Below are 26,751 nucleotides of genomic sequence, written 5' to 3' on the forward strand. Positions count from 1 at the left end.
TCTTTTGCATATAAGTATATATTTATACCTAATTTTTCCAATGATAGATATTGGAACGTATTTAGTTTAATCTTTCACATTCCGAATTATATAGTATCATGGCTTTTATTGTAAAACAATAGAAGCCATGTATTCATTTTTCCAAGATTATACAATATGTATCGTTTTATTTGTTGCATCCATCTCTACTTGAACACCTATAGGCATGGTGATCATTGGATGTGTATGGCAACAATCGAAGTCAGCTAGAAAAGGAATTCTTTGATTTTGAAGTACTTCTAACAGTATTTCAAAAGGTTTTCGATTTGTACCACAATCATCAAATTGCTCATGTTTTCCAAGAATGATACCTGAAATTTTATCGAATACACCGTTAATTTTAAGGAATGAAAAGCTTCTTTCAATAGTAGCTGCATCTTTTGAACTGTCCTCAATAAAGAGAATGTCACCTTCTTGAATATGTGGCATATAAGGGCTACCAAAAATTCCTTGTATCGTGTTTAAATTCCCACCAATAATACGTCCAGTAGCTTTTCCGTCAATTACTGAAATCCAATCGTTTGGTCGAAGTTCTTTCTCCTTCGTCTTTTCTTCCCAATTAATAAATTCATCTGACCAAAATAATGGTTGTTTTATATGATAAGGAAGAGAATGATCATGTAGTAAAGTTTCAGCAAAATATTTGTATGTGCAATCAACAAAAGGTTCAAATTCGCCAAAAGAAGGGACGAGAGCTGGTCCATAAAATGTAGGGATGCCTGTTTTGGCGTAAATTCCTAGTAATAAAGCAGTTGCATCTGAATACCCAATCATTATTTTAGGGTTATTTAGAAAAGCATCATAATCAATATAAGGTAATATTGAATTTGAATTCATGCCACCAATTGTTGACATGATACAAGAAACATTAGGATTTCTTATTAAAGCATTCAGTTCGTCAGCACGCTCTTGTATACTACCCGAACGATAGAAATCATATCGACCTGTTAATGAACCTTCTAATATATGAAACCCTTTCTGTTGTAAGTAAGATTTTGCTCGTTCAAATCTTTTTGGAGAAGTGTAGGTTACTGGTGAGGAAGGGGAATAGATCCCAATTGTGTCTCCATATTTTAATGATTTTGGAAGTAGCATTTGTATGAATCCCTTCTATTAAATAGTTTATCACGCTATTTGACGGGTAGCCCGATTGGTGGAGCTGATTAAAGTTTCGCTTTATTTACGAGATTTTATTATTGAATATTCTTACGTTTCGATATTGTAAGTTTACCATAAATAAATTAAAATAATCATTGTTGTATATGAATAAATATACCTTTTTGCCTTGACTGTATAAAGGAATTATTGTTAAGGTTAAATGTGAGTGTATAAAAGGTTTGCTAAAGGAGTTTTGAAATGAATCGGTTAAGATGGGGAAGGATGACAGTCCTATTATTCATTATTTTAGGGATATGTTGGTTCTTATTCCAAGGAAATCAAAAGAGCGTAGCGAATGTAGAGGGACAACCTTTGCAAGTGGCAGAACTACCTAAAGCAGGATTTACTGAAAAAGTAGTCCCGCCAAAGTACATCCCACCAGAAATTAACGCAAAAGCGGCTATGATTATCGATGCGAGTGATGGAGATATTATTTATCAATATAATGAAAATGAAGCTTTTGCACCGGCTAGTATGTCTAAGATGATGACAGCATATCTCCTACTAGAGAGTATACATAACGGGAAAGTTCGCTGGGAAGATCCAGTTAAAATGAGTGCGAAGGCGGCACAAACAGAGGGAGCGAGAATCCCAGTACAAGTTAATGACACATTAACTGTTAAAGATTTATATCATGCATTAATGATTGAGTCAGCTAATAATTCAGCTGTGGCTTTAGCAGAACATATGGCAAAATCGGAGAAAGATTTCGTTCAGCTTATGGATGCAAAAGCGAAACAGTTAAAAATGTCGGAACATGCTAAATTTGCAAATGCTTCTGGATTACAAGAGCCAGATGGAAGTGAAACAAAAATGACGGCTGGTGATGTAGCAAACTTGGCGTATCATCTTATAAAAGATTACCCAGAAATATTAGAAGTGACTCACTTACGTCAAAGTCAGTTAGCATTTAATAATATTAATGTTATAAGTACAAATGATATGTTAAATAAAAATAATAAAGCTTTATATATAGAAGGAATAGATGGATTAAAAACAGGATTCACAGATAGCGCAGGGTATTGTTTTACGGGTACAGCAAAACAAGGTGATACTCGTATTATTACAGTTGTTATGGGAACAAAAGGTAAAACGAAGCGTTTTACAGAGACGAATAAGCTAATGTCTTATGCGTTTGACTTAGTTAATTAAGTAAAATATTGAGTTGTATCATCATATAAGAAAGGCAATTTGTTGTTACTTACTATCGGTAACAACAAATTGCCTTTTATTTTTTAGCACTAAGAAAGTAAAAAGGTAAAAAATTTGTGGGTAATAAAAATTCCATCTTAAAATTCAATGTACCGACTTGTAAAAGTTCGATTAGTTTCAGTATAGGGTAAATAAAATTTGTATGGATTAATAAACTACTATATATATGATAATATAAATATCCTTAAAATTCCATGGCTAGTGAAAAATAGATAGCGGAATGTGTGTTTTCGTCAAATTAGAACAGAATTTTTGAAGATAAATCTTACAAATCGTCAAATCTTTTAAAAGCGGTAGATAGTATCGAAAATAGTTTTCTAAAAATAGTATGCTATTGATAAAAAAAGCATTTTTTGTCATGATAAGAGTATGCTTCATAGGAGTGACTTTACTAGGAGATAGATTCTTTGCATTGTATTAGATTAATAGAATTTTCCGAGTGGATAGGAAAGTATATATTAAGATAATGAATAGAATGTCGGATTTTCAATGAAATACATAAGGAATTTGAAAAAAGCATTGCAAAAATAGTGAGTTTAATGGTAAAGTTCACATGAAGTTCACACGAAATTCACTTCATTCGTTTAAAATGAACTCTGTGTGAAAAATAAAACTCTTGTTAAAAAATGGAACTTAATGAATATTTTACTTTGATAATATTGTAAAGTATTAAGTTTATAAATTTTTTTAAGAGGATAGTAGGGAAAGGAAGTAAAGACAACTTATGAAAAAAGTAATTGCAGGTTTAGCAGCAGCTTCTGTAGTGGGTGTTGCAGTTCCAGGTATGGATTCTGCTCAGGCACAAGTTTCAAACGAGGCGCTAAAAGAAATTAATGGACAAACTCAAAATCAAACGACTGTAACTGAAACAAAAACTGTAGAAACAAAATCAGACTTAAAATACACAGTAACTGCTGATGTATTAAATGTTCGTTCAGGTGCTGGTACAGGACATAACGTGATTTCTAAAGTGAAATCAGGTCAAGTACTACAAGTAATTGGACAAGAAAACGGTTGGTTCAAAGTAACTGTAAACGGCCAAACTGGTTATGTAAGTGGTGACTTCGTAACGACTGGTAGTAAAACAGGAACTACTGTTCAACAAGGAACTGGTACTTACACAGTAAACGTTTCTTCACTAAACGTACGTACAGGCCCAAGTGCATCTCATACAGTATTAGGCTCTGTAAATAAAGGTAAAACAGTACAAGTTGTTGGAGAAGTACAAGATTGGTTTAAAATCAACTTCAATGGTGGAACTGGATACGTAAGCAAAGACTTCGTAACAAAAGGTGGTTCTGCTGTATCTAACCAAACACAACAACCAACTACAAACAACAATACTACTACAGTTCAAACTGGTGGTTCTTATGTTGTTAACACTGGTGCATTAAAAGTACGTACAGGCCCAGCTACATACAACGCTGTAATCGGTGGTGTAACAAACGGTACAGTATTAAACGTTACTGGCGCTGAAAATGGTTGGTACAAAATTAACCATAACGGCCGCACAGGTTACGTAAGTGCAGACTTCGTTAAGTTTGTAAAAGGCGGAGTAAACAACGTTACGAATAACGTTCAACAACCAGGTAAAGACGTACAAAAACCATCAACAGGTGGAGATACATCTTCAATCGCTGGATTCGCTAGATCTTTAAATGGTTCACCATACAGAACTGCTGGTACAACACCTGCTGGTTTTGACTGCAGTGGATTCATTCACTACGTATTAAATCAAACTGGTCATAAAGGCGCTCGTCAAACAGTTGCTGGATACTGGAGCTCTAAAACAAAAACTAGCAATCCACAACCAGGTGATTTAGTATACTTCCAAAATACTTATAAATCAGGTCCTTCTCACATGGGCGTTTACTTAGGAAACGGTCAGTTCATTAGTGCAGAAACTGATGCAACTGGTGTACGTATTAGTTCTGTAAGCAACTCTTACTGGAGCAAGCACCTATTAGGTTACACAAAAGCATACTAAGAAAAAGTATTTTTATATACTTTTCGTATAGAGAAAAGGCTTTCCAGGGAAACTTGGGAAGCCTTTTTATAGTTGGATAAATTGGGAATGTAGTAGTTTTTACTGTAACTTCCCATTTAAAAATCGAGCGTATAGGTCGTGAAAGTAGTTGGGACGAAACAAGTTAGCTGCATGTCCTGCAAGCGGTATTTCTTTATATAAAACGTTTGGAAGAATAGACTTTAAATCAAAAAGGCAAGATTTATAGAGATGATCATGTTCACCCATTACCCATAGAATAGGGTGGGGAAGTGATTTTAATTTAGATTTCAAATCGAATTCTAATCGGTGTCGTAATGATTGGGCAATAATTGATGAATGTAATTGCAATCCGAAACGGTAATAAATATTTCTTGAAATGACTGCGAACGGATTTGCTTTTAGTATGCCACTTGGAAAAATGGTATTTGCGTATTGAGAGAGCCATTTAGAGTAATCGTCTCCTCGCTTCTCCCAAAATTTTTGAAATACGTTATATAAAATGGAAGGGTTATTATAATGTCCACCAATATGACAAATGCTCAAAACTTTTTCTGGATGCATTTGTGCAAAAATAGTAGAGATATAACAGCCGTAGCTTAAAGCGCAAATATGAGCCTTTTTAATGCCTTCTTTTTCGTATAAATTCAATAATTGATCTACGAGACGCTGTAATGAAAATTCGATAGCTTCTCCTTTATCATCGCCGTGACCTAATAAGTCATAAGTAATAACGTTGTAAGAGGCGGAAAATCGTTTATGCTCTTTTTTGAAGGCACGACGATTGCCGACTAATCCATGAATAAAAATAATTGTTTCCTTTTCGGAATGTATATTTGTTTGCAAAAAGGATACTCCTTTCAATAACGGGAGATTTATATAGTATTGTAAATTGATTATTTATCATTCACATAGAATAATATTTAGCACTAGGTAATAATATCAGATGTTTATATCTGTTGTAAAGATATGTTTGTATGTATATTTTGTAAAAACAGAAAAGGTGTGTTTACATTCAGTTTACATTCGTATTGTATTCTACTTTTAGAAAGAACAGTTTGGTTTAACACGAGGAGATGAACGTAATGGAAGTTAAAAATGAAATGAAGAAAAAAGGGAGCTGGAGGCAGTTTTTACGCCTTATTCAAGATACAAATCCTCCAAAAGGGATATTAATTTTTGCGTTATTCATGAGTTTGCTTTCTACAGGAGCGAGTTTATTTATTCCGATGTTAACGAAAGGATTAGTAGATAATTTTTCACTTTCGTCAATTAGCACAGGACAAATTGTTGGGCTAGTTGCATTCTTTATTATGCAAACTATAGCTGCAGGATTGTCTATATATTTATTAAATTATATTGGACAGAAGATTGTAGCTGGACTGAGAAAACGCTTGTGGAACAAGGTGCTTATTTTACCGGTAACTTATTATGATCAAAATAGAACAGGAGATACAATTAGTCGTATGACAAATGATACAGGAGTTGTGAAAACGTTAATTTCTGAGCATTTGTCAAACTTATTAACAGGCGGTATTTCAATTGTCGGATCTTTAATTGTATTATTTGTTTTAGATTGGAAAATGACACTTTTACTTTTAACAGTTATTCCATTATCGGTACTCATTTTAGTTCCGCTTGGACGAAAAATGTATAAGATTTCAAAAGCACTTCAAGATGAAACGGCTTCGTTTACTAGTGTATTAACGCAAGTATTATCAGAAATTCGTTTAGTAAAATCTTCGAACACAGAAAAAAGGGAATATGAAACGGGAAATAAAGGTATTGAAAAGCTATTGCAATTTGGTTTGAAAGAAGGTAAAGTGCAAGCGTTAATTTCACCAGTGATGTCGTTTGTTTTAATGGCATTGCTTGTTATTATCGTAGGGTATGGTGGAATGCGTGTTTCTAGCGGTGCATTAACTACAGGTGAACTTGTAGCGTTTATTTTATATTTAGTTCAAATTATAATGCCGATGAGTCAATTATCTATGTTCTTTACACAATTTCAAAAGGCAATTGGTGCAACGGAAAGAATTAATACAATTTTAGAATATGAAGTAGAAGATCATGAAACTGGTGTGAAGGTTACAGATGCTAAGCAGCCAATCGTTCTTGAAAATGTATATTTCGAGTATAACGAAGAAGAGAAAGTGTTAAAGAATATTGATTTCACAATTGAATCAGGAAAAGTAACAGCAATCGTAGGACCAAGTGGTAGCGGGAAAACGACGTTATTCTCATTATTAGAATGTTTTTATGAGCCAACTAGCGGTGCTATTAAATTAGGAAAAGACTCAATTAAGAATTATTCACTACAATCATGGCGACGTCAAATCGGTTACGTATCACAAGATAGTCCGTTAATTGATGGAACGATTCGTGATAATATTTGTTACGGTGTTGAGGGCGAAGTGACAGATGAAGAAATTGAAAAAGTAGCAGCGATGGCATATGTTGATGCGTTTATTCATGACTTACCGAATGGATATGCAACAGAAGTCGGAGAACGTGGTGTGAAGCTTTCTGGAGGACAAAGACAGCGAATTGCGATTGCCCGAGCGTTACTTCGAAACCCGCAAATTCTTATGTTAGATGAGGCAACCTCAAGTTTAGATAGTAAGTCCGAGTCCGTCGTTCAAAAGGCGTTAAATAACTTAATGAAAGGGAGAACAACGTTAGTTATTGCACATAGACTTTCTACGGTTGTAGATGCAGATAAAATTATCTTTATAGAAAAAGGGAATCTTACAGGAAGTGGTACGCATGATGAATTATTACAGACGCATGATATGTATCGTGAATTTGCAACGCAACAATTGAAAATTAAAGAGGCGGCATTATAAAATGAATCATCAGTGGGGCTTATACTCCGCTGATGATTCATTTTTAAAAGTTATATAAAAGATGGCTACGTAGAAAGGAGATGGTTCTTTGATACCAAAAATTTTAATAGTAGATGACGACCCACATATTAGAGAACTTGTTTCTGTTTTTTTAGAGCGGGAAGGATTTCAAACATATGAAGCAATTGATGGACTAGATGCACTTCAGAAAATAGATGAAGTGAAAGTCGATATGGTTATTCTTGATATTATGATGCCGAATATGGATGGATTCGATTTATGCTTTGAATTAAGGAAGTACTATGATATTCCGATTTTGATGTTAACTGCTAAAGGGGAAACGTCTCAAAAAGTAAAAGGATTTCACCTTGGCACGGATGATTATCTTGTAAAACCATTTGATCCGATAGAATTAGTAGTGAGAGTTAAGGCTTTATTGAAACGTTACCAAATTACAGTGTCGCAATCGATTCAAGTTGGAAATGTACTGTTAAATCGCAAAACATTTGAAGTTACAATTGAAGAACAGACGGTTACGTTACCGCTAAAAGAATTCGAATTGCTCTTTACTTTAGGTTCTAAGGCAGGAAGAACGTGTTCGAGAGAGCAATTAATTGAAGATGTATGGGGATATGATTTTGAAGGAAATGAACGTACACTAGATGTTCATATAAATCGGTTACGTGAGAAGTTTCAAGAAGAGAAGTCGAAATTTAGTATTAAAACAATAAGAGGTTTAGGATATCGCTTAGAGGTAAGTAAATGAGAAAAAGAAAACACATGAGTAAGTTGAAGATGTTGAAAGTAACGGGAGCGATCATAGCGCTCTTTTCTTTTCTCACGATAATTTGGTCTACAGCATTTTATGTATCATCCAGTATAATAGATGCGCTTGAAATAAATCTATCACCTTTTGTTACGTATCTCATTAGTGACGTACTCAGTTTTATATTTATGATTCTTCTTTGGATATTAATTGCAGTATTAATGAGGCCAAAACGACAGGCAATGATTTGGACAATTATTGAACCGATACAAAAAATTGCGAAAGGGGACTTCTCCGTAAAAATACGAAATGAAGAAAAGTATGATGGAGAAATTGGTGTACTCGTAAAAAGTATAAATGATATGACAGATGAACTAAATGCGATGGAGAAAATGCGTCAGGAATTTGTGTCGAATGTTTCTCATGAAATACAGTCACCATTAACGTCTATAAAAGGATTTGCTAGAGCGCTACAAGATAACAATCTTTCCGAGGAAAAAAGAAAGCATTATCTTACTATTATTGAAACAGAAACGACGAGATTATCTAAACTAAGTCAAAATTTACTGAAACTCACTCTTTTAGAGTCGGAAGAGTATACACCAGAAAGAGTAACTTATCGATTAGATCAACAGTTAAAACAAATTGTATTAAATAGTGAACCGCTTTGGGCTGAGAAAGAAATTGAATTAGACCTTGATTTAGAAAAAGTGCAAATAACTGCTGACCAAGAAAGTATGAGTCAAGTTTGGATTAATTTAATTCATAATAGTATTAAATTTACTCCAAGTAGCGGCACAATTACAATCCAGTTACAAAAGCATGAGAAAGTAGTGGAAGTACGTATTCGCGATTCGGGAATTGGTATATCAGAAGAACAGAAACAACATATTTTTGAACGTTTTTATAAAGCAGATTCTTCACGCAATCGTGCTTATGGAGGAAGTGGCTTAGGCTTGGCTATTGTAAAAAAGGTACTCGACCTTCATCAAGGAGTAATAAAAGTCGAGAGTGAGGAAGGGAATGGGACGGAATTTATAGTTTGTATTCCGAATTATGAAGAGAAATAGTGTTAGGAGGAAACCCTTCTAACACTATTTCTCTTTAAACACATATTTCCCGTTACTGCAACTATATTGATAAGCTTTTCCTTCGTTATTCATACGGTATGAGTAGTCTGATGCTGTATCTTTCTTAAAGTCAACGTATGCTTCTGCACCGTTTTTATCATCATCGATATCAACGAATTGAACATGGCGTATAGAATAATCTTTCTTTTCACTTAAACCTCTTTCTTGCAAGTTTGTATGAATACCGTCTACTAACTCGTCAAACAATGACCAGTTTAAATTAAGATTTTCAAATGACTCAGTATGTCTTCCTAAAATGCCGTTGTCTTGTATTATTTTATTATTATTATCGTATGTATAAGAGTATGTAAAATAAGGTTCGTCTTTATATACGACTTCCGCATAATAGCCGATATTATAAAGAAGAGTATATTTTCCGGTTATGCTTTGTATTTCTTTTTGCTTATATCCTTTTATAGTATGGAGATATTCGTTAGTATCTTTTTCTATTACTTTATAATGTAGTGGATTACCAAATATAAAGTACATAGCTAAAAATATGATACATAGTCCGACTGCAGTTAGTGGCAAGAACCATTTTTTTCTTTTCATACACATACATTCTCCTATGTGGAATTTATTTTTATTTTACATGAATTATGGCGAAAACATGAGAATTATAAATAAAAACTTTCTATAGTTACCTACAAGTAACCTACGCACATGAAAGTGCATCATTGCCTTTTTACATAAACATAGATACAATTTTAATATAATATATAACTGAAATGATTAAGGAGTGTTATACTTGGCAGAATTATTACAAGGCAAAAATGCTTTAATTACAGGAGCAGGTAGAGGGATTGGTCGCGCTGTAGCGATTGCATTAGCGAAAGAAGGCGTAAATGTAGGACTTTTAGCTCGCTCAGAAGAAAACTTAAAAGCTGTAGCGAAAGAAGTAGAAGCAGAAGGCGTAAAAGCTGTTATTGCAACTGCTGATGTATCTTCATATGAAGAGGTAACAAATGCAATTGAAACGTTAAAAAATGGTTTAGGATCTATCGATATTTTAATTAATAACGCTGGTATTTCTAAGTTCGGTAAGTTTTTAGAACTAGACGTTGCTGATTGGGAAAAAATCATTCAAGTAAACTTAATGGGTGTATACTATGCAACTCGCGCAGCTTTACCAAGCATGATTGAACAACAATCTGGTGATATCATTAACATTTCATCTACAGCAGGACAAAAAGGTGCACCTGTAACAAGTGCATATAGTGCTTCTAAATTTGGTGTCCTTGGCTTAACAGAATCGTTAGCGATGGAAGTTCGCAAACATAACATTCGTGTAACAGCTTTAACTCCAAGTACAGTAGCAACTGATATGGCTGTAGATTTAGGATTAACTGATGGAAACCCTGATAAAGTAATGCAAGCAGAAGATATTGCAGAATTTATCGTAGCGCAGCTGAAATTAAATAAACGTACATTTATTAAATCAGCAGGACTTTGGTCTACTAATCCATAAGAATTAAATTTCTAAATAAAGAAGGGACATCTATTTTGTAATGGAGGAGATGTCCCTTCTTTATTTTTTGTATATAAGACAGAATTTTCGTTATAATTAAATGTGGATGATAGAAAAGTATTGAAAAATTGAAGGGATAGTATTTACATGAGTACGATTGAGAAATGGACGGTTGTTGATCAATATGTGAGTGATGTATTAATACCGAAAGATTCTACATTAGAAGAAGTTCTTCAAGTAAACGCTGCAGCTAATTTACCAGCACACGATGTATCGCCAACGCAAGGGAAGTTTTTGCAACTATTAGTGCAAATTCAGGGAGCTCGAAATATTTTGGAAATTGGTACTCTAGGCGGGTATAGTACGATATGGCTTGCAATGGGCTTACCATCTGGAGGCCGAGTTGTTACATTGGAAGCAAGTGAAAAGCATGCTGAAATTGCGCGTAGCAATATTGAGCGTGCCAATTTGAATGATAAAATTGAAGTGCGAACAGGATTAGGTTTAGATTCTTTACAGAAAATAGAAAATGAGAAGTATGAACCATTTGATTTTATCTTTATAGACGCCGATAAACAAAATAACCCTGCTTATTTTGAATGGGCACTCAAGCTATCACGCCCTGGTACTGTAATTATTGGGGATAACGTAGTACGTGAAGGAGAAGTTATTGACAATACGAGTAATGACCCTCGCGTACAAGGGATACGTCGTTTCTATGAATTAATAGCTGCAGAGCCACGTGTAAGTGCTACTGCACTTCAAACTGTCGGAAGTAAAGGATACGATGGGTTTGTCATGGCAGTCGTAAAAGGGTGATGTGAGGAGGTAAAAGGGATGAAAAAGAAATTTCAAAAATTATAACATATATTGTGTGCAACACAGTTAGCTCGTGGACCTCCAACGTACTTGGAAATAGAAGTTTATATTAAAAATTGGAGGTTAGGGATAGATGAGAACTGAAAAAGAAATGATAGACTTAATTATGAATACAGCAAAAGAGGATGAAAGAATTCGAGCTGTCATCATGAATGGATCACGTGTAAATCCAATTATGAAAAGAGACTGTTTTCAAGACTACGATATTATGTATGTTGTAAAAGATATACGCTCTTTTACGTCTAATCATAATTGGATTCATAGATTTGGAGCAATAATGATTGTACAAATGCCAGAGGAAATGTCATTAGTTCCACCAGATGGAGACGGGAAGTTTCCGTATTTAATGCAGTTCATGGATGGGAATCGGATTGATTTAACACTAGTTCCAGTTGAATTAATAAATAATTTCGTTGGACAAGATAGTTTAAGTAAATTGCTTCTTGATAAAGATAATTGTATGGAAGAATTCCTGCCAGCAAGCGATAAGGATTACTTAATAAAAAAGCCTACAGAAAAAGAGTTTTTGGACTGCTGTAATGAATTTTGGTGGTGTAGTACGAATGTGGCAAAAGGGTTATGGAGAGAGGAACTTTCTTATGCAAAAGGAATGCTTGATGGTCCGGTGCGAGATATGTTCATCGTAATGCTAGAATGGCATATTGGTATGAAAACAGACTTTACAGTTAATGCAGGTAAATTTGGAAAGCATTTTGAGCAATATTTTGAAGGAGATATGTGGGAGCAATTTAAAAGGACATTTTCTGATGCAGAATATGAAAACATATGGGAATCATTCTTTGTCATGGGTAATTTATTTAGGGAAGTGGCGAACGAAATTGCTAACGCTTATGGATATCAGTACCCGCAAGGTGATGATGACAGAGTGACAAGTTATTTAAAACATGTGAAAACTTTGCCGAAAGATAGTACATCAATTTATTAATAATAGTAAGCAGTAAGACTGTCCAAATGACGGACAGTCTTATTTTTGTTCATGAATAGGAATTTCTCTAACAAAGTGCAGAGGAATCACATATGAAACTTTAGGGAGGTTTTTATTATGTATTATTTTTATTCGCCACAAATGTTTGCTCCATATCAATGGGGATTAGAACGAGATGTTTCGTACGCCTATATGCCATATCACTCATTTTATTATGGAGACTATATAAGCTCATTGCTATACGCATATATCCCTCAAAATTATGAAGTACAGATGAAAGCAGATGAGCGTGGATCGTGGACACCATTTTCTTGGGTCGAAAAATATGCGTACGCATTTTCAGGACCGTACAATAAAGCGGAAGTCGCTCTTACATTTGATGATGGGCCGGATTTAGAATTCACGCCCAAAATATTAGATAAGTTAAAACAACATAATGTAAAAGCTACTTTTTTCTTGCTTGGTGAAAATGCAGAAAAGTTTCCGAATGTAGTAAAACGTATTGCGAATGAAGGGCATGTAATTGGTAATCATACGTATAGCCATCCGAATTTAGCGAAAGTAAATGATGCTGAGTACCGTAATCAAATTATAAAAACAGAAGAAATATTAAATCGTTTAGCTGGTTATGCACCGAAGTTTATTCGTCCACCGTACGGTGAAATACTTGAAAATCAATTGAAGTGGGCAACAGAGCAAAATTTTATGATTGTACAGTGGAGTGTTGATACAGTTGATTGGAAAGGCGTAAGCGCTGATACAATTACAAATAATGTGTTAGGGAATTCATTTCCTGGAAGTGTTATCCTTCAGCATTCAACACCAGGTGGGCATTTACAAGGATCTGTAGATGCATTAGACAAAATCATTCCGCAGTTAAAAACGAAAGGGGCACGCTTTGTAACGCTGCCAAGTATGTTCCAAACATCGAAAGAGCGGAAGTGAATGTGTTGTTAAATTGGAAAAAACAGGATTGTGTCGTATAATGAAGCTGTAGGTTAGGAGGGGATATAATTGATGTATGCACTAATAAACATAGGAATGAGTATTTTAATAGGTATTATATTTATACTTGCGGCAATTGTCCTTCAAAAAAATCCACCGACCGATATTAATGCGGCATATGGTTATTGTACGAAACGATCTATGAAAAATAAAGAATTATGGGATGCAGGTAATAGGTATAGTGCAGAAGTGATGAAGCAAAACGGATTCATCATGATGTTAATTGGAAGTGTTGTTAGTATACTGTTTAGATATCCACATACAATGATAGCGATTATGGTGATTATGCTGTTATTAATCATTCGTTTATTTATGCGAGTAGAGAGTAGATTAAAAATACTTGAATAATAATGAAAAAATAGAACTCCACGCAATATAATGCTAGGAGTCCTATTTTATTTATAAACTATTATTTTCTAGTAAGTCTTTTCCTTGTTCAACAACAAATTCATAGTATGCAAGATTATATGGATAAATATCATCAAAAGTTATCGTTATCAGTTTATTGTTCAAAACAGAAGTAGCTGTAAAAGATGAAATCTCTCTTTTAAATAGTTGTAGAAATGAAGTTGCATGTACTTTCATCACATCGTCTACTTCTTCACCTGGTGCGAATGGAAGTGGATTGATGACATTGTGGAAATACATATGACAAAACTCGCGATCCGTAAGATTTGAAATTTCATAATCTATTTTAAAGATGCCCTTGTATGCTAAATCAGTCGTTTGGAAAGAAAGCCCTAATTCCTCTTCAATTTCACGAAGACCGCCACTTTGTACATCTTCATCATGCATAATATGTCCGGCTGAAGTAATATCCCAAATGTTTGGAGCTTCTTTTTTATTTTTAGAACGTAATTGGAAATATAAAAACATATCTTCATCATCTTTTTCTACAAACCAACAATGAAATGTTTCGTGCCAATCACCGTCACGATGCACTTCATCACGTAATTTCTTCCCAAGTATATTTTTTTCAGTATCAAATATTCTTAACCACTCTGTCATTTAAATTCCCCTTTCTACAAATTATATTATACAATATTTGTATTGAATTTTGGAAAAATAAAGAAAAAGGAGAGGGTATAAGTGGGGATAGAGAGCGCGGAAATAAAATCGATTATTTCAACAGAGGAAGAATTACGGAAAATATTAGGGCAACCAAGTGAGAGAGCTTTGAAAAAGGTTATTTCATCATTAGACTATCATTGCGTAGATTTTCTGTCTAAATCTCCTTTTCTAGTATTATCTACTGCAAATAAATTAGGAGAGTGCGATGCTTCGCCGAGAGGAGATGCTCCTGGATTTGTTTATGTATTAAATGATAATAAAATTATTATTCCAGAAAGACCAGGGAACCGCCGTATAGACTCCATTTTAAATATTATTTCAAATCCACGTGTAGGATTACTCTTTTTTATTCCTGGTCTTGGGGAGACACTCCGAATAAATGGCCGAGCGTATATAACAAACGACGAAGAAATTTTGCAAGAAATGCAGGCAAATGGACGCAATCCGCTACTTGGAATTGTTGTTGAAATAGAGGAATGCTACATTCATTGTGCAAAAGCTTTTATTCGTTCGAAAATGTGGGATCCAGAATCTTGGTTGAATAAAAAAGAATTACCTTCAGCAGCAAAAATGTTGCTGGAGCATGCGAAAGTAAATACTTCTGAAGAAGATGTTGCACGTTCTTTAGAAGAAAGTTATACGAAAAGATTGTATTAAAAAAGTTTTATTTATATAGTTTTGTAAGGTGGATATGTACACATTTTAGAATGGGATATTTATATATGAACCGTTGATTTATAAGGAGGAAAAACAACAAAATAGGTAAATCGATTGGCAGTGGCATAATGTTATTGTAAAATATAATAAAAAATGATTTTGAAAATAGTTAGTAAAAATAGGCTTGCTTTTTAAAAAGTTGATAACTATAATAAATTAACAAATAGACATGAACGAAAAAGTAACGATAAGGACATGAAATCATTTTTACGGTTTACAGAGAGGGAAGCCAAGGGTGTGAGCTTCCTAACACGAGAAATGATTTTACCACCTTTGAACTTCAATAGTGAACGAGTAATCTAGTAATTATTGACGGAATCAGCCGTTATCTGAACTTGAGCAATCTAGAAAGAAATAAGTCTAGGTTGGAACAAGGGTGGAACCACGAAAACACATTCGTCCCTTTCCTAGGGATGAGTGTGTTTTTTTACGGGAATTAAGATTGAAAATTTAAAATAATTTAAAAATAGTATTGATTTTGTTTTTTATGCGAGTATAATGAGTTAACAAATAAACATGAACGAAAAGTAACGATAAGGACATGAAATCATTTTTACGGTTTACAGAGAGGGAAGCCAAGGGTGTGAGCTTCCTAACACGAGAAATGATTTTACCACCTTTGAACTTCAATAGTGAACGAGTAATCTAGTAATTATTGACGGAATCAGCCGTTATCTGAACTTGAGCAATCTAGAAAGAAATAAGTCTAGGTTGGAACAAGGGTGGAACCACGAAAACACATTCGTCCCTTTCCTAGGGATGAGTGTGTTTTTTTATTATTTTGAAAGGAGGTGCAGCAACATGAAACGATTTGTACGTACGGAAATAACCACCACCTGCATGATTGAAAAGCAGAGCAAGGTGATTGATAAAGATAAAAAATAAAATTGTAGGAGGAGATTAGAAGATGAATAATGTTATTAATGTAGGGGTGTTAGGATTAGGTACGGTCGGAAGTGGTGTTGTCCATATTTTGAAAGAACATTGCAAAAAAATTTCACTTGATACAGGGTATGAAGTGAAAGTGAAGACAGTCGTTGTACGTGATTTAGAAAAAGAACGTGATGTTTGTATTGATGGAATCGTAGTAACAAGTCATGTCGATGAAGTTCTAAATGATTCAAATATTGATATTGTAGTAGAGGTAATGGGCGGAATTGAAGAAGCGAAGCAGCATATTGTTAAGGCTTTACGAAATAAGAAACATGTCGTGACAGCAAATAAAGATTTAATGGCTGTCTACGGTGCAGAGCTTCTCCAGCTGGCGAACGATAATGATTGTGATTTATGTTATGAGGCAAGTGTAGCGGGCGGTATTCCGGTGTTAAGAGGGTTAACAGACGGATTAGCATCAGATCAAATTGAAAAAATAATGGGAATTGTAAATGGTACAACAAATTACATGTTAACAAAGATGAGTCAAAATGGATGGACGTATGAAGAGGCTTTACAGGAAGCACAAAAATTAGGTTTCGCAGAATCGGATCCAACAGAGGATGTAGATGGGCTAGATGCAGCGAGAAAGGTAGCGATTCTTGCAAACTTAGGTTTTTCGATGAATGTTTCTTTAGATGATGTGCAAGTAAGAGGGATTCGAAAGGTCGAAAAAGAAGATTTACAAATGGCTGAAAAGTTAGGATTTACTATGAAATTAATTGGTAAAGCAGAGAAACAAGGGTCAGCTATTCATTTAAGTGTAGAACCGACTCTTTTACCTAGTCATCATCCATTATCGAATGTAAATAATGAATTTAATGCAGTATATGTTCACGGTCAAGCGGTAGGAGAAGTAATGTTTTACGGACCTGGAGCTGGGAAGTTACCGACTGGTTCTGCTGTAGTAAGTGATATTATTTCAATCGTTAAAAATATGAATCAAGTTCAGAAAAATAAAAGTGCGTTAAAAGAACCAGAGCCGTACGAATTACAGGGAGATGAAGAAGTCGTTTCGAAATATTTCTTACGTATTTCATTACGAGACGAACCTGGGATGTTACAAAAAATAACAGAATGTTTCGTTAATTATTCCGTAAGTTTAAAAGAAGTTATTCAGTTACCTTTAAATCGTGAACTTGCAGAAGTCGTTGTTGTGACACATCAAACTTCAAAGTATCAATTTGAACGAGTTTTAGGAGCGATAGAAGAGGTTGCAAGTGAAATAAACAGCTATTACATTATTGAGGAGGAAAAACAATATGTATAAAGGACTATTAAAACAGTATGCTTCTTATTTACCGGTGAATGAAAATACACCTGATGTCAGCTTAATGGAAGGGAATACACCGCTTATTCCGTTATTAAATATATCAAAACAATTAGGAATTCAATTATATGGTAAGTATGAAGGAGCGAATCCGACAGGTTCTTTTAAAGATCGTGGTATGGTAATGGCAGTTGCGAAGGCGAAAGAAGAAGGTTCAGAGGCAATCATTTGTGCGTCAACAGGTAATACATCAGCATCGGCCGCAGCATACGCGGCACGTCTTGGAATGAAATGTATTATTGTAATCCCAGAAGGGAAAATTGCACATGGAAAATTAGCGCAAGCAGTTGCTTACGGAGCTGAAATCATTTCAATAGAAGGAAATTTTGATGATGCACTTAAGGCTGTAAGAAATATTGCTGCAGAAGAGCCGATTACATTAGTAAACTCAGTGAATCCTTATCGAATTGAAGGGCAAAAAACAGCAGCGTTTGAAATTTGTGATCAGTTACAAAGTGCACCAGATGTTTTAGCGATTCCTGTTGGGAATGCTGGAAATATTACAGCGTACTGGAAAGGTTTCTGTGAATATGAGAAAGAAAAAGGCTATAAGAAGCCAAGAATTCACGGGTTTGAAGCGGAAGGAGCAGCTGCTATTGTAAAAGGACATGTCATTGAAGAACCTGAAACAATTGCAACAGCGATTCGCATCGGTAACCCAGCAAGTTGGTCATATGCAGTAGAGGCTGCTGAGCAGTCTCACGGTGAAATAGATATGGTATCAGATGAAGAAATTTTACATGCGTATAGATTATTAGCAAAATCGGAAGGAGTTTTTGCTGAACCGGGATCAAATGCTTCATTAGCTGGCGTAATGAAACATGTTCAATCTGGAAAAATCAAAAAAGGAGAAACAGTTGTTGCGGTTTTAACTGGAAATGGCTTAAAAGACCCTGATATCGCAATTTCTTCTAATACATTGGATATTGCAAGTGTTTCAAATAATATAGAACAAATTAAAGAGCATATTAAAGGGGTGATTATGTCGTGATACCATTCAGTATTCGTGTTCCTGCTAGTACAGCGAATGTTGGACCTGGATTTGATTCAGTAGGAATAGCGTTGTCATTGTATTTACATGTAGTAGTAAAAGAGAAAGCTGATAAATGGCAAGTAATCCATTCCTTTGATGATTCAATTCCGATAGATGATAAAAATTTAATCGTTAGTACGGCATGTAAAGTAAGTCCTTCTTTATCACCCCATATAATAGAAGTTACTAGTAATATTCCACTAACAAGAGGACTAGGAAGTAGTGCATCAGCAATTGTAGCTGGGATAGAGCTTGCGAATCAACTAGGAAAATTGAACTTAACGACTGATCAAAAGGTACAAATTGCTACAAATTTTGAAGGACATCCTGATAATGTTGCTGCCTCCATTCTAGGGGGAACTGTAATCGGGGCACTTGATGGGAAGAATGTTTCGGTTGTAAGAATTGAAAGTAAGGAATTAGGTGTAATTTCTCTTATTCCAAATGAAGAGCTAAATACAGATGAAAGCCGTTCTGTATTACCAGATATGTTTCCGTTTCATGAAGCTGTTAAGGCTAGTGCGATCAGCAACGTATTAGTAGCTGCGTTTTGTCAAAAGAAATGGGAAGTTGTAGGAGAAATGATGGAAAGAGATCATTTTCACGAGCCATACCGTTTAGAACTCGTACCGTTATTACCATCTATTCGTAAATGTGCAAAAGAGTTTGGTGCATACGGCACAGCGCTTAGCGGTGCAGGACCATCCATTTTTATATTAACGCCATATGAGAAACGCCAAGAAATTGCTGAGCAATTAGCGAGAGTATTTACGTCAATGAAAGTGTGCGAGCTAGAAATCGATCATAGAGGAATTACTGTAAATAAAGAAGAGCATATAGAACTATAAAAAAGCTAGCATTGCTAGCTTTTTTTGTTGTAAATAGTTTTTCAGTTGGCATATAAAAGAAAAGTAATAATGTATAATTTAGTAAAGTGTGTATTCATTTGGAGGTGATCGCATGAAGAAAGAGTCACCGGAAGAAAAAAGAGAACGTATGCGGCAAAATGAATTGAAAAATAATCCTACTGGTTCTTTAAAGGATGGATTAAACAGAGCTGAAACAGGTAGTCCAGTTGATATGACAGGTGGTATGAATTGGAAAGGCACCGCGCTAGTAATTTTAGTGCTAGCTTTAGGTTATATTATATACACTTATTTCTTTAGTTAAGAAATAAGTGTATATAATATAGAATGATTTGCTTTTATAAGTAGTGAGTATGAAAAAACACGGTTATTGTACTACATATACTTTATGCAAATTATAGTTGTCCATATGTAAAATAGAGCTAGTTTATGCTAGTTCTATTTTTTTGCCACATTCCTGTAACAAAGCCTCTGTATATTCAGTGGTGGAGGTGCAGAAGATGAAAAAAATGATAGCGATATGTCTTCTTACAACTATGTCATTTTCGACATTAGTTGGGTGTGATGTAAAAGGTAACAATGCTGTACAAGAGTCTAAAATAAAGAAAGCAACGTATAAAGAGTTTACTTATGATGTAAATCCAGAGACTTTCACGTTAACTGTAGAACATGATGGTGTAAAGGAACAGGCGTCACAGCCGTTACCGAAAATGAAGGTGTCGAATGTAAAAAAAGACAAGGGGCGTACATCTTGGGAATATCCAGATCAAAAAGTAAAAGTGAATGTAGAAAAGAAAAAAGATCACTTAAATATTGAAGTGGAATCAATTGGTTCAGAAAGCTTCACATGGCCGAAAGTACAAGCTGAAAATTATACACTTCCGTTATGGGAAGGGAAGAAAATTCCGAGTAATGATGAAAATTGGAAGAAGTTTTTAAAGGATGATGCATATTCATTTGCTGAATCATTTTCTATGAAGTTTTTTGCGTTAAATGGTTCGAAATATTCCATTGTATATATCGCGAACAATATGTTTAATAATGAATTGAAATTTCATTCAGATCCGAAAATAGGATTTGATTTTATACATGAATTTCCGAGTATAAATAAAAGTAAAACATATGGATTTCAATTATATGTGACAAATAATGATGCAGTCAGTATTGCTAAACTGTATAAGGATAATATTGCTGGAAAAGGTGAATTTAAAACATTACAAGAAAAGGCTAGAAAAAATAAAGAGATTGAAAAACTTTATGGTGCGGCTCATTTTTATTTTTGGAATCAAAATGGTTTGTCTGACAGTAATGTAAATTGGCCGAAGATAAGAGAGCAAATAAATAGTCCTGTATTTAGCCATATAAAAGAACTTATTCAAAAGAATAGTTCGGAGCCTGGGGAATTGAATGTATTTGATCAAGTAAGTAAACAAGATTTCATTGATAAGTACCAAAAAAATGTTATGTTGCGCTATGTAAATGAAGTATTATCAATGAAGGAATTGTATAAAGAGGATATTTTCCAAAAAGTTGATCAGAAGGCTAGTGAGTTATTAAAGAGAGGCGTGGATCACTTATCGAAGATGGAGTTATATAACTTAAATAAGCATATATTAAAGTCGGCGCTCGGTGATGCGATTGAAGAAGTAAGTAAGTGGGGGAACGCAGATGGAACGGATATTATAAAGGAAATGAAAGCGGCAGGAATAGACAATGCGTGGATTGGGTTACCGAACTGGGAACAAGGCTATATGCAGCCTAATTTCGTGACAGAAGTTAAAAAAATGGGATATTTAGTTGGTCCGTATGATTCTTACCATTCTATTCACGAAAAGGCTGATAAAAATTGGAATACAGCTTCTTTTCAGGATCCATCGTTATATGAAGAGGCAACTGTGACGAAGAAAAATGGAGAAAAGGTGCAAGGGTTTTTAGGTAGAGGACGAAAGTTAAACCCAACTTTATCTCTTCCTAGTGTAAAAGAGCGAATGAACGATATATTACAAAATGGACCTAAATATAATTCATGGTTTATTGATTGTGATGCAACAGGGGAAATTTACGATGACTATTCGGCTAAACATATAACGACCCAAGAACAAGATTTAAAAGCAAGACTGCAACGAATGGATTATATTTCACAAGAAAAAGGTATGGTAGTAGGCTCTGAGGGTGGAAATGATTTTGCAAGTAGCACGATTGCATTTGCTCATGGTATTGAAACACCTGTAATTAAATGGGACGATGAAGATATGAGGAAAAACAAAACAAGTCCGTATTATGTGGGAGGATATTGGTCACCGAATCAAAATGTTCCAGAAAAGTATGCAAAACAAGTACCGTTAAAAGAAGAATATAAACAAGTGTATTTAAACCCTGTATATTCCGTACCATTATATAAATTAGTATACAATGATTCTGTGATTACAACGCACCACTGGGAATGGGGCAGTTTGAAAGTAAAAGATGAGGTCGGGAGCCGTATACTATACGAATTATTGTATAATGTTCCTCCGTTGTACCACTTAGATGAAGTGGAGTGGAATAAGCATAAACAAGAAATTACGCAGCACCTGAAAGTTTGGAATGACGTTCATGAAAAGGCAGTAAAAGAAGAAATGACGAACTTTGCATATTTGTCAGAAGATAAATTAGTTCAATCTGCTTCTTATGGAAAAGATATTAAAATTATTGTAAATTTCTCAAATGAAGAGATAGAAATAGAAAAGACGAAACTAAAAGCAAAATCCGCTTTCATTAATAATCATGGGAAGAAAACAATGTATACACCGTTTGAGAAAAAATAATATGAAATGTACATTACTATATTCATACGGATTATATTGCTAATTTTGTTCTTTATTCTTGCTGACTTTTTATAGAGAAATTGAACGATTCGAAATGAATGAGTTTACAAATCGGTAATTTCGGATGTTACGAAATGCTAAATATTTGAAGTTAGAAAATAGTGACTTGCCAAAAATAAGCACGAGAGTATAATGTGAAATGGAATACATATTGGATTTATCATGTAACCTTACAAAAATGTAAGGTGATTGAAAGGAAATTCAATATGAAGATTGCTAGACATACATTATACTAGGGAAAGAGAAAGAGAGGCGAATGAAAATGAGCTCTGAATTAGAACAAAATACGAGAAGCAGTAAAAAACGTTCTAAAAGAAAGTCAATAAAATGGTTCATTTTAATTCCATTTTTCCTACTTATTTTTGGAGGAGTAGGATATGGATCATTAATATATAATAAAGCAAAAGCTGTTGTAAGTGATGCGTATGCACAAATTGATAAATCATCGAAACGAGATAAAGAAGTTGAGCCTTTAAAGGATAACATTTCTATTTTAATTATGGGTGTAGACGGCAGCGAAATGCGTAAAAGCCAATATGGTGAAGCTGTTCGTACAGATGCACTCTTATTAGCAACAATTAATAAAGATGATAAATCAGTTAAATTAGTAAGTATTCCACGTGATTCACGTGTATACATTCCATCTAGAAAGAAATTAGATAAAATTACACATGCACACGTATTTGGTGGTGTTGAAAGTACAAGAGATACGGTGGAAAGATTTTTAAATGTTCCTGTTGATTATTATGTGAAGTTTAACTTTGAATCATTCGTACAAATCGTCGATTCACTCGGTGGTATTGATATTGATGTACCAGTTACTTTCACTGAACAAGATAGTAAAGACCAAGCGGGTATGGTTCATTTAGAGAAAGGCTACCAACATTTAAATGGAGAACAAGCACTTGCGCTTGCAAGAACGCGTAAAATTGACAGTGATGCAATGCGTGGTCAAAGACAACAACTTGTAATAGAAGCAATTGCTAAAAAAGCGATGTCTGTTCAATCTATTAGCAAAATGGGCTCTTTACTTGATGCGGTTGATAAAAATATGAAAACGAACTTAACTTTTGATGATATGCTTGCTATTACAAAAAATATGGCAGGATCTAATTTGGAAATGGAAAAAATGCAAGTAGAAGGTACGGATAAACGTATCGGAGGTATTTATTATTACATTCCAAACGAAAAAAATGTAAAAGATATTTCAAAAAAATTAAATGAGCATTTAGGTGTAACACCAAAGCCAGTTCGAAATGAATAATAAAAAAAGATTGGCCTTTGCCAATCTTTTTTTATCGAGATGGATTTGTAACTTTTCTGTAACGATTTTTTATCCCACTTTAATGGGCAGTAAGACCCCCACCTCAAAATTCAGCGAAAGCAAAGAATTTAGGTGGGGGTCGGGCTGCCCATAAAAGTCCGATTGGTGAGGGCTAATAATCAGTGGGGGATGAAGAAAACCCCCACTGATTAAAGTTTCACTTTATTTTAGAAAACTTATACTTAAATCATTTCAATTTGTATAAACAAAAGGTGCAATTATACGATATACTAGAGGAGACGATTTGGCAATTAACTCCTAATGCTGAAGAGAAGCAAATACAATTCATCAAAACTATAGAACAAATTGAATTGATGGGAAATCGAAATAGGCTAAAGCAAGTTTTCTTGAATATTGTTCAAAATGCCATTAAATATTCACATAAAAATGGTAAAGTATATATTGAAGCGACTAGAAGGACAAGCAGTAATAAAGGTGAAAGACGAAGGTATTGGAATTGCTACAGAGCATTTACCATATATAGAACAGTCATTTTACCAGATTAATAACCGTGCTACAGGTGCTGGTCTTGGTTTAGCTATCGTTAAAAAAATGGTAGAGCTTCATGGAGGTACAATTCGTATTATAAGTAAAGAAGGAATAGGAACAACCATTTTGATAAAACTCTCATTATAATACATATAAAGTCTGTTTATATAGTGTAATAAAATAAATAGATGTATAATTATATTGGGTGATTTATATATAAGATTAATAGGGAGAGGAATTCGATAGAATGGAAAAAGCTTTAAAAATTAAACGAGTAGTGGTCGTTTTAATAGCGATTGCAGCAGTAGCTATTGGGTATTTCATGTTTCAATCCATTACTTCACCAGCAAAGGCTGTTGCAAAACAAGAAAATGTAGTACAGCTTGCAAGTGAACAACCGAAAGTAGAAATGAATAAAACGGCCCCAAGTCGTTTTAATGGAAAAGAAAGAAAAGTTGCTTATCTTACATTTGATGATGGCCCAGGGAAATATACGGCTGAATTGTTAAATACGTTAAAACAGCATGATGCGAAGGCGACGTTCTTTTTAATCGGAGCAAATGTAAAAGAATTTCCGGATTTAGTGAAACGTGAAAATGCAGAGGGTCATTATGTAGGTATGCATAGTATGACACATAATTTTGCGAAGTTATATAAAAATGGTGAGTATGTAAATGAGATGAAAGAAGATCAAAGCTTAATCGCAAATATTATTGGGAAATCACCTAAATTAACACGTCCGCCATACGGTTCGATGCCTGGATTAAATGAAGGTCTTCGAAATAAAGTGGTAGAAGGCGGTTTTAAAGTATGGGATTGGACAATTGATTCATTAGACTGGAAATATAACAAAATGCAAGTTGATGCAGCTGCAGCACAAATTGCTCAAAATGTATTAACTAATGCAACAAAACCACAAGAAGTCATTTTAATGCATGACATTCACCCACAATCAGTTGCTGCTGTACCAGCAATTTTAAAAGGGTTAAAAGAAAAGGGTTATGAGTTTGAAGCTTATCATGAAGAGAGTCACTTCCCAGTGAATTTCTGGCATGATAACCGTATGTAATGGAGGAATGAACGTTGAAGTATGGAAAAGTAGCAGTAGTTGGAGCACTATCAGTAGGCCTATTAACAGGTTGTTTCGGTGAAAAACCAGAAGAAAACCTATATACAGCTTTTGAAACAGCGGCGACACAAGAAAAATCATTAGTTGATGAAGCGAAGAAATTAGAGAAGTTAGAGAAGGAAGGTCAAGAACTATATTCTCAAATTTTACAAGAAGGTAAAGATCATAATGACGCTGTTATGAAGAAAATAGAGCAAGCTACTGCAAATGTAGATGAACGTGAAAAAGTATTGAAAAATGAGAAAGAAATGCTAGAAAAAGCGCAGAAAGAAACGAAATCTATTCAAGGAAATATAGAGAAGCTTGAAGATAAGAAGTTACAAAAACAAGCGAAAGCAGTAGAAGATTCGTATAAAAACCGCTATGATGCATTCAAAAAGATGAATGAAAATTATACGAAGGCGTTAGCGACTGAAAAAGAACTGTATGAAAAGTTAAAAGTAAAAGAAACGAAATTAAAAGAGATTGGTGAAAAAGTTAAAGCTGTTAATGAATTAACTGTGGAAGCACAAAAATCAAAAGAACAATTTAACAATTTTACAAAAGAGTATAATGACAGTAAATTAGCATTCTACAAAGATGCAGAGATTAAGATTAAAGATCAGAAATAAAGAAGAATCTTAAGCGTAATAAAAAGCCGGGGAAACATCATCACAAATGTTTTTTCGGTTTTTTACGTTAAATGAATAGAAAAGACTGGAATTGATATCATAAAAGAGTTATAGTGAATTATTCTAAGGGAAACATTGTAAAGTAAGGAGACTGGAAATATGTCATATGAATTTTTACTCAAATTAGGTTTAGCGCTCTTTTTAGGATTATTCATCGGGATAGATAGGCAGCTAAAGAATAAACCGCTTGGCGTGAAAACAAGTATGGTTATTTCTGTAGCAAGTTGTTTAATTACGATGGTTTCAATTGAATCCGTACATGTATATTCTGTTCCAGGGCATACAAATATGGATCCAATGCGTTTAGCTGCTCAAATTGTGAGCGGGATTGGTTTTCTTGGAGCAGGTGTTATTTTACGAAGAAGTAATGATGTTATTTCGGGATTAACGACAGCTTCTATGGTGTGGGCTGCTTCAGCTTTAGGTATAGCAATTGGAGCGGGCTTTTATTTACAAGCGACTGTTGCTATGATTTTAATCATTTTAGCGATTAACGTACTTCCGCAACTTGTGAAAATTGCAGGTCCTTATTCATTAAGACAAAAGGATTTATCTATAAAAATTACTGTAAAAGAGCATCATGAGTTAGACGGTATATTTAAGCAAATTAAAAATTTAGGTATGCATGTGAAACGCGTAAAAATTAAAGATATAGATAGTGGAGCATTTCAGCAACTGGAGATGGTTATTTTAGCTCCAGAAGACTTGTATACAACAGAGTTATACAGTTCCCTAAAAGAGATTGATCGAGTAGTTTCAGTTGAAGTAGAAAGTAGATAATGATGATAAAAAAGAGTGAAGTGAATTCACTCTTTTTTTATTTGGATTTTTAAGGAAATAAATTGATATAATGATGAATAACAAGGG

At 34.3% G+C, this 26,751-nt stretch carries 24 protein-coding genes, 1 pseudogene and 2 other annotated features; of the genes and pseudogenes, 21 read left to right on the plus strand and 4 right to left on the minus strand.

From position 1 onward, the window contains the following. Positions 1-147: 147 nt before the first annotated feature. A complete protein-coding gene (locus AAG068_RS09525) occupies positions 148-1,134 on the minus strand; it encodes a S66 family peptidase (protein ID WP_342719078.1) in 987 nt (328 codons plus the stop codon). Between the two features lie 261 nt (positions 1,135-1,395). Here AAG068_RS09525 and AAG068_RS09530 point away from each other — a divergent pair, with 261 nt between their 5' ends. Next, positions 1,396-2,349: a D-alanyl-D-alanine carboxypeptidase family protein gene (locus AAG068_RS09530; protein ID WP_342719079.1), complete on the plus strand. Its 954-nt coding sequence runs from the start codon at positions 1,396-1,398 to the stop codon at positions 2,347-2,349. A 784-nt stretch (positions 2,350-3,133) separates the two neighbouring features. Then, positions 3,134-4,396 carry an enterotoxin EntFM gene (gene entFM, locus AAG068_RS09535; protein ID WP_342719080.1) on the plus strand — a complete coding sequence of 421 codons (1,263 nt, stop codon included), beginning with the start codon at positions 3,134-3,136 and terminating at the stop codon, positions 4,394-4,396. A 99-nt stretch (positions 4,397-4,495) separates the two neighbouring features. Here entFM and AAG068_RS09540 read toward each other — a convergent pair whose 3' ends face one another. Further along, positions 4,496-5,260: an alpha/beta fold hydrolase gene (locus AAG068_RS09540; RefSeq protein ID WP_078419651.1), complete on the minus strand. Its 765-nt coding sequence runs from the start codon at positions 5,258-5,260 to the stop codon at positions 4,496-4,498. 239 nt (positions 5,261-5,499) lie between these two features. Between AAG068_RS09540 and AAG068_RS09545 the strand changes: the two genes are divergently transcribed. The 3 genes from AAG068_RS09545 (at position 5,500) to hitS (ending at position 9,096) form a co-directional block, all read left to right on the plus strand. Continuing rightward, entirely contained in the window at positions 5,500-7,260 is a 1,761-nt protein-coding gene (locus AAG068_RS09545) for an ABC transporter ATP-binding protein (RefSeq protein WP_342719081.1), read from the plus strand. A gap of 88 nt (positions 7,261-7,348) precedes the next feature. Further along, positions 7,349-8,026, plus strand: coding sequence for an envelope stress response regulator transcription factor HitR (gene hitR, locus AAG068_RS09550; RefSeq protein WP_342719082.1), 678 nt, complete (start codon positions 7,349-7,351; stop codon positions 8,024-8,026). Next, positions 8,023-9,096 (plus strand): envelope stress sensor histidine kinase HitS, encoded by a 1,074-nt coding sequence (hitS, locus tag AAG068_RS09555; protein WP_342719083.1) that lies wholly within the window; start codon positions 8,023-8,025, stop codon positions 9,094-9,096. The genes hitR and hitS overlap by 4 nt, the downstream gene beginning before the upstream one ends. Before the next feature lie 24 nt (positions 9,097-9,120). On the opposite strand, the gene AAG068_RS09560 is transcribed toward hitS, so the two are convergent. Continuing rightward, positions 9,121-9,708, minus strand: coding sequence for a DUF3139 domain-containing protein (locus tag AAG068_RS09560; RefSeq protein WP_342719084.1), 588 nt, complete (start codon positions 9,706-9,708; stop codon positions 9,121-9,123). Positions 9,709-9,904: 196 nt separating this feature from the next. Here AAG068_RS09560 and AAG068_RS09565 point away from each other — a divergent pair, with 196 nt between their 5' ends. The 5 genes from AAG068_RS09565 (at position 9,905) to AAG068_RS09585 (ending at position 13,802) form a co-directional block, all read left to right on the plus strand. Further along, the gene (locus tag AAG068_RS09565) at positions 9,905-10,624 is read left to right on the plus strand and encodes a 3-ketoacyl-ACP reductase (RefSeq protein ID WP_073518693.1); all 720 of its coding nucleotides are present in this window, start codon (positions 9,905-9,907) and stop codon (positions 10,622-10,624) included. Positions 10,625-10,771: 147 nt separating this feature from the next. Continuing rightward, entirely contained in the window at positions 10,772-11,443 is a 672-nt protein-coding gene (locus AAG068_RS09570; protein WP_342719085.1) for an O-methyltransferase, read from the plus strand. Positions 11,444-11,576: 133 nt separating this feature from the next. Next, a complete protein-coding gene (locus AAG068_RS09575) occupies positions 11,577-12,449 on the plus strand; it encodes an aminoglycoside 6-adenylyltransferase (protein ID WP_342719086.1) in 873 nt (290 codons plus the stop codon). A 117-nt stretch (positions 12,450-12,566) separates the two neighbouring features. After that, positions 12,567-13,394, plus strand: a complete 828-nt coding sequence (locus AAG068_RS09580) for a peptidoglycan-N-acetylglucosamine deacetylase (protein ID WP_342719087.1) — start codon at positions 12,567-12,569, stop codon at positions 13,392-13,394. Between the two features lie 72 nt (positions 13,395-13,466). Beyond that, positions 13,467-13,802: an SdpI family protein gene (locus tag AAG068_RS09585; RefSeq protein ID WP_342719729.1), complete on the plus strand. Its 336-nt coding sequence runs from the start codon at positions 13,467-13,469 to the stop codon at positions 13,800-13,802. Between the two features lie 51 nt (positions 13,803-13,853). Here AAG068_RS09585 and AAG068_RS09590 read toward each other — a convergent pair whose 3' ends face one another. Further along, entirely contained in the window at positions 13,854-14,462 is a 609-nt protein-coding gene (locus AAG068_RS09590; protein ID WP_342719088.1) for an NUDIX hydrolase, read from the minus strand. A gap of 81 nt (positions 14,463-14,543) precedes the next feature. Between AAG068_RS09590 and AAG068_RS09595 the strand changes: the two genes are divergently transcribed. From AAG068_RS09595 to AAG068_RS09645, 11 genes and pseudogenes are all read left to right on the plus strand, one after another. Then, positions 14,544-15,182 (plus strand): pyridoxamine 5'-phosphate oxidase family protein, encoded by a 639-nt coding sequence (locus AAG068_RS09595; protein WP_342719089.1) that lies wholly within the window; start codon positions 14,544-14,546, stop codon positions 15,180-15,182. 235 nt (positions 15,183-15,417) lie between these two features. Next, positions 15,418-15,649 (plus strand) — a binding site (T-box leader). 114 nt (positions 15,650-15,763) lie between these two features. Continuing rightward, positions 15,764-15,995, plus strand: a binding site (T-box leader). A gap of 154 nt (positions 15,996-16,149) precedes the next feature. Further along, a complete protein-coding gene (locus tag AAG068_RS09600; protein ID WP_342719090.1) occupies positions 16,150-17,445 on the plus strand; it encodes a homoserine dehydrogenase in 1,296 nt (431 codons plus the stop codon). Next, positions 17,438-18,496 carry a threonine synthase gene (gene thrC / locus AAG068_RS09605; protein ID WP_070805812.1) on the plus strand — a complete coding sequence of 353 codons (1,059 nt, stop codon included), beginning with the start codon at positions 17,438-17,440 and terminating at the stop codon, positions 18,494-18,496. Before AAG068_RS09600 ends, thrC begins: the two co-directional genes overlap by 8 nt. Next, positions 18,493-19,386: a homoserine kinase gene (gene thrB / locus AAG068_RS09610; RefSeq protein ID WP_342719091.1), complete on the plus strand. Its 894-nt coding sequence runs from the start codon at positions 18,493-18,495 to the stop codon at positions 19,384-19,386. Before thrC ends, thrB begins: the two co-directional genes overlap by 4 nt. 112 nt (positions 19,387-19,498) lie before the next feature. Continuing rightward, complete coding sequence (locus tag AAG068_RS09615; protein ID WP_342719092.1) at positions 19,499-19,708, plus strand: DUF6366 family protein; 210 nt, start codon at positions 19,499-19,501, stop codon at positions 19,706-19,708. A gap of 196 nt (positions 19,709-19,904) precedes the next feature. Further along, complete coding sequence (locus AAG068_RS09620) at positions 19,905-22,211, plus strand: glycoside hydrolase (RefSeq protein WP_342719093.1); 2,307 nt, start codon at positions 19,905-19,907, stop codon at positions 22,209-22,211. A gap of 322 nt (positions 22,212-22,533) precedes the next feature. Continuing rightward, positions 22,534-23,535, plus strand: coding sequence for an LCP family protein (locus AAG068_RS09625; RefSeq protein ID WP_342719094.1), 1,002 nt, complete (start codon positions 22,534-22,536; stop codon positions 23,533-23,535). Positions 23,536-23,771: 236 nt separating this feature from the next. Beyond that, positions 23,772-24,231: pseudogene (locus AAG068_RS09630) on the plus strand (sensor histidine kinase); the annotation flags it as partial. A gap of 100 nt (positions 24,232-24,331) precedes the next feature. Next, on the plus strand, positions 24,332-25,153 hold the full coding sequence (locus AAG068_RS09635) for a peptidoglycan-N-acetylglucosamine deacetylase (protein ID WP_098671348.1): 822 nt from the start codon (positions 24,332-24,334) through the stop codon (positions 25,151-25,153). Between the two features lie 14 nt (positions 25,154-25,167). Further along, positions 25,168-25,824 carry a YkyA family protein gene (locus tag AAG068_RS09640; RefSeq protein ID WP_342719095.1) on the plus strand — a complete coding sequence of 219 codons (657 nt, stop codon included), beginning with the start codon at positions 25,168-25,170 and terminating at the stop codon, positions 25,822-25,824. 159 nt (positions 25,825-25,983) lie between these two features. Next, positions 25,984-26,664, plus strand: coding sequence for an MgtC/SapB family protein (locus tag AAG068_RS09645; RefSeq protein ID WP_000119508.1), 681 nt, complete (start codon positions 25,984-25,986; stop codon positions 26,662-26,664). The last annotated feature ends 87 nt before the right edge of the window (positions 26,665-26,751 follow it).

The organism is Bacillus paramycoides, assembly GCF_038971285.1.
Lineage (GTDB): Bacteria > Bacillota > Bacilli > Bacillales > Bacillaceae_G > Bacillus_A.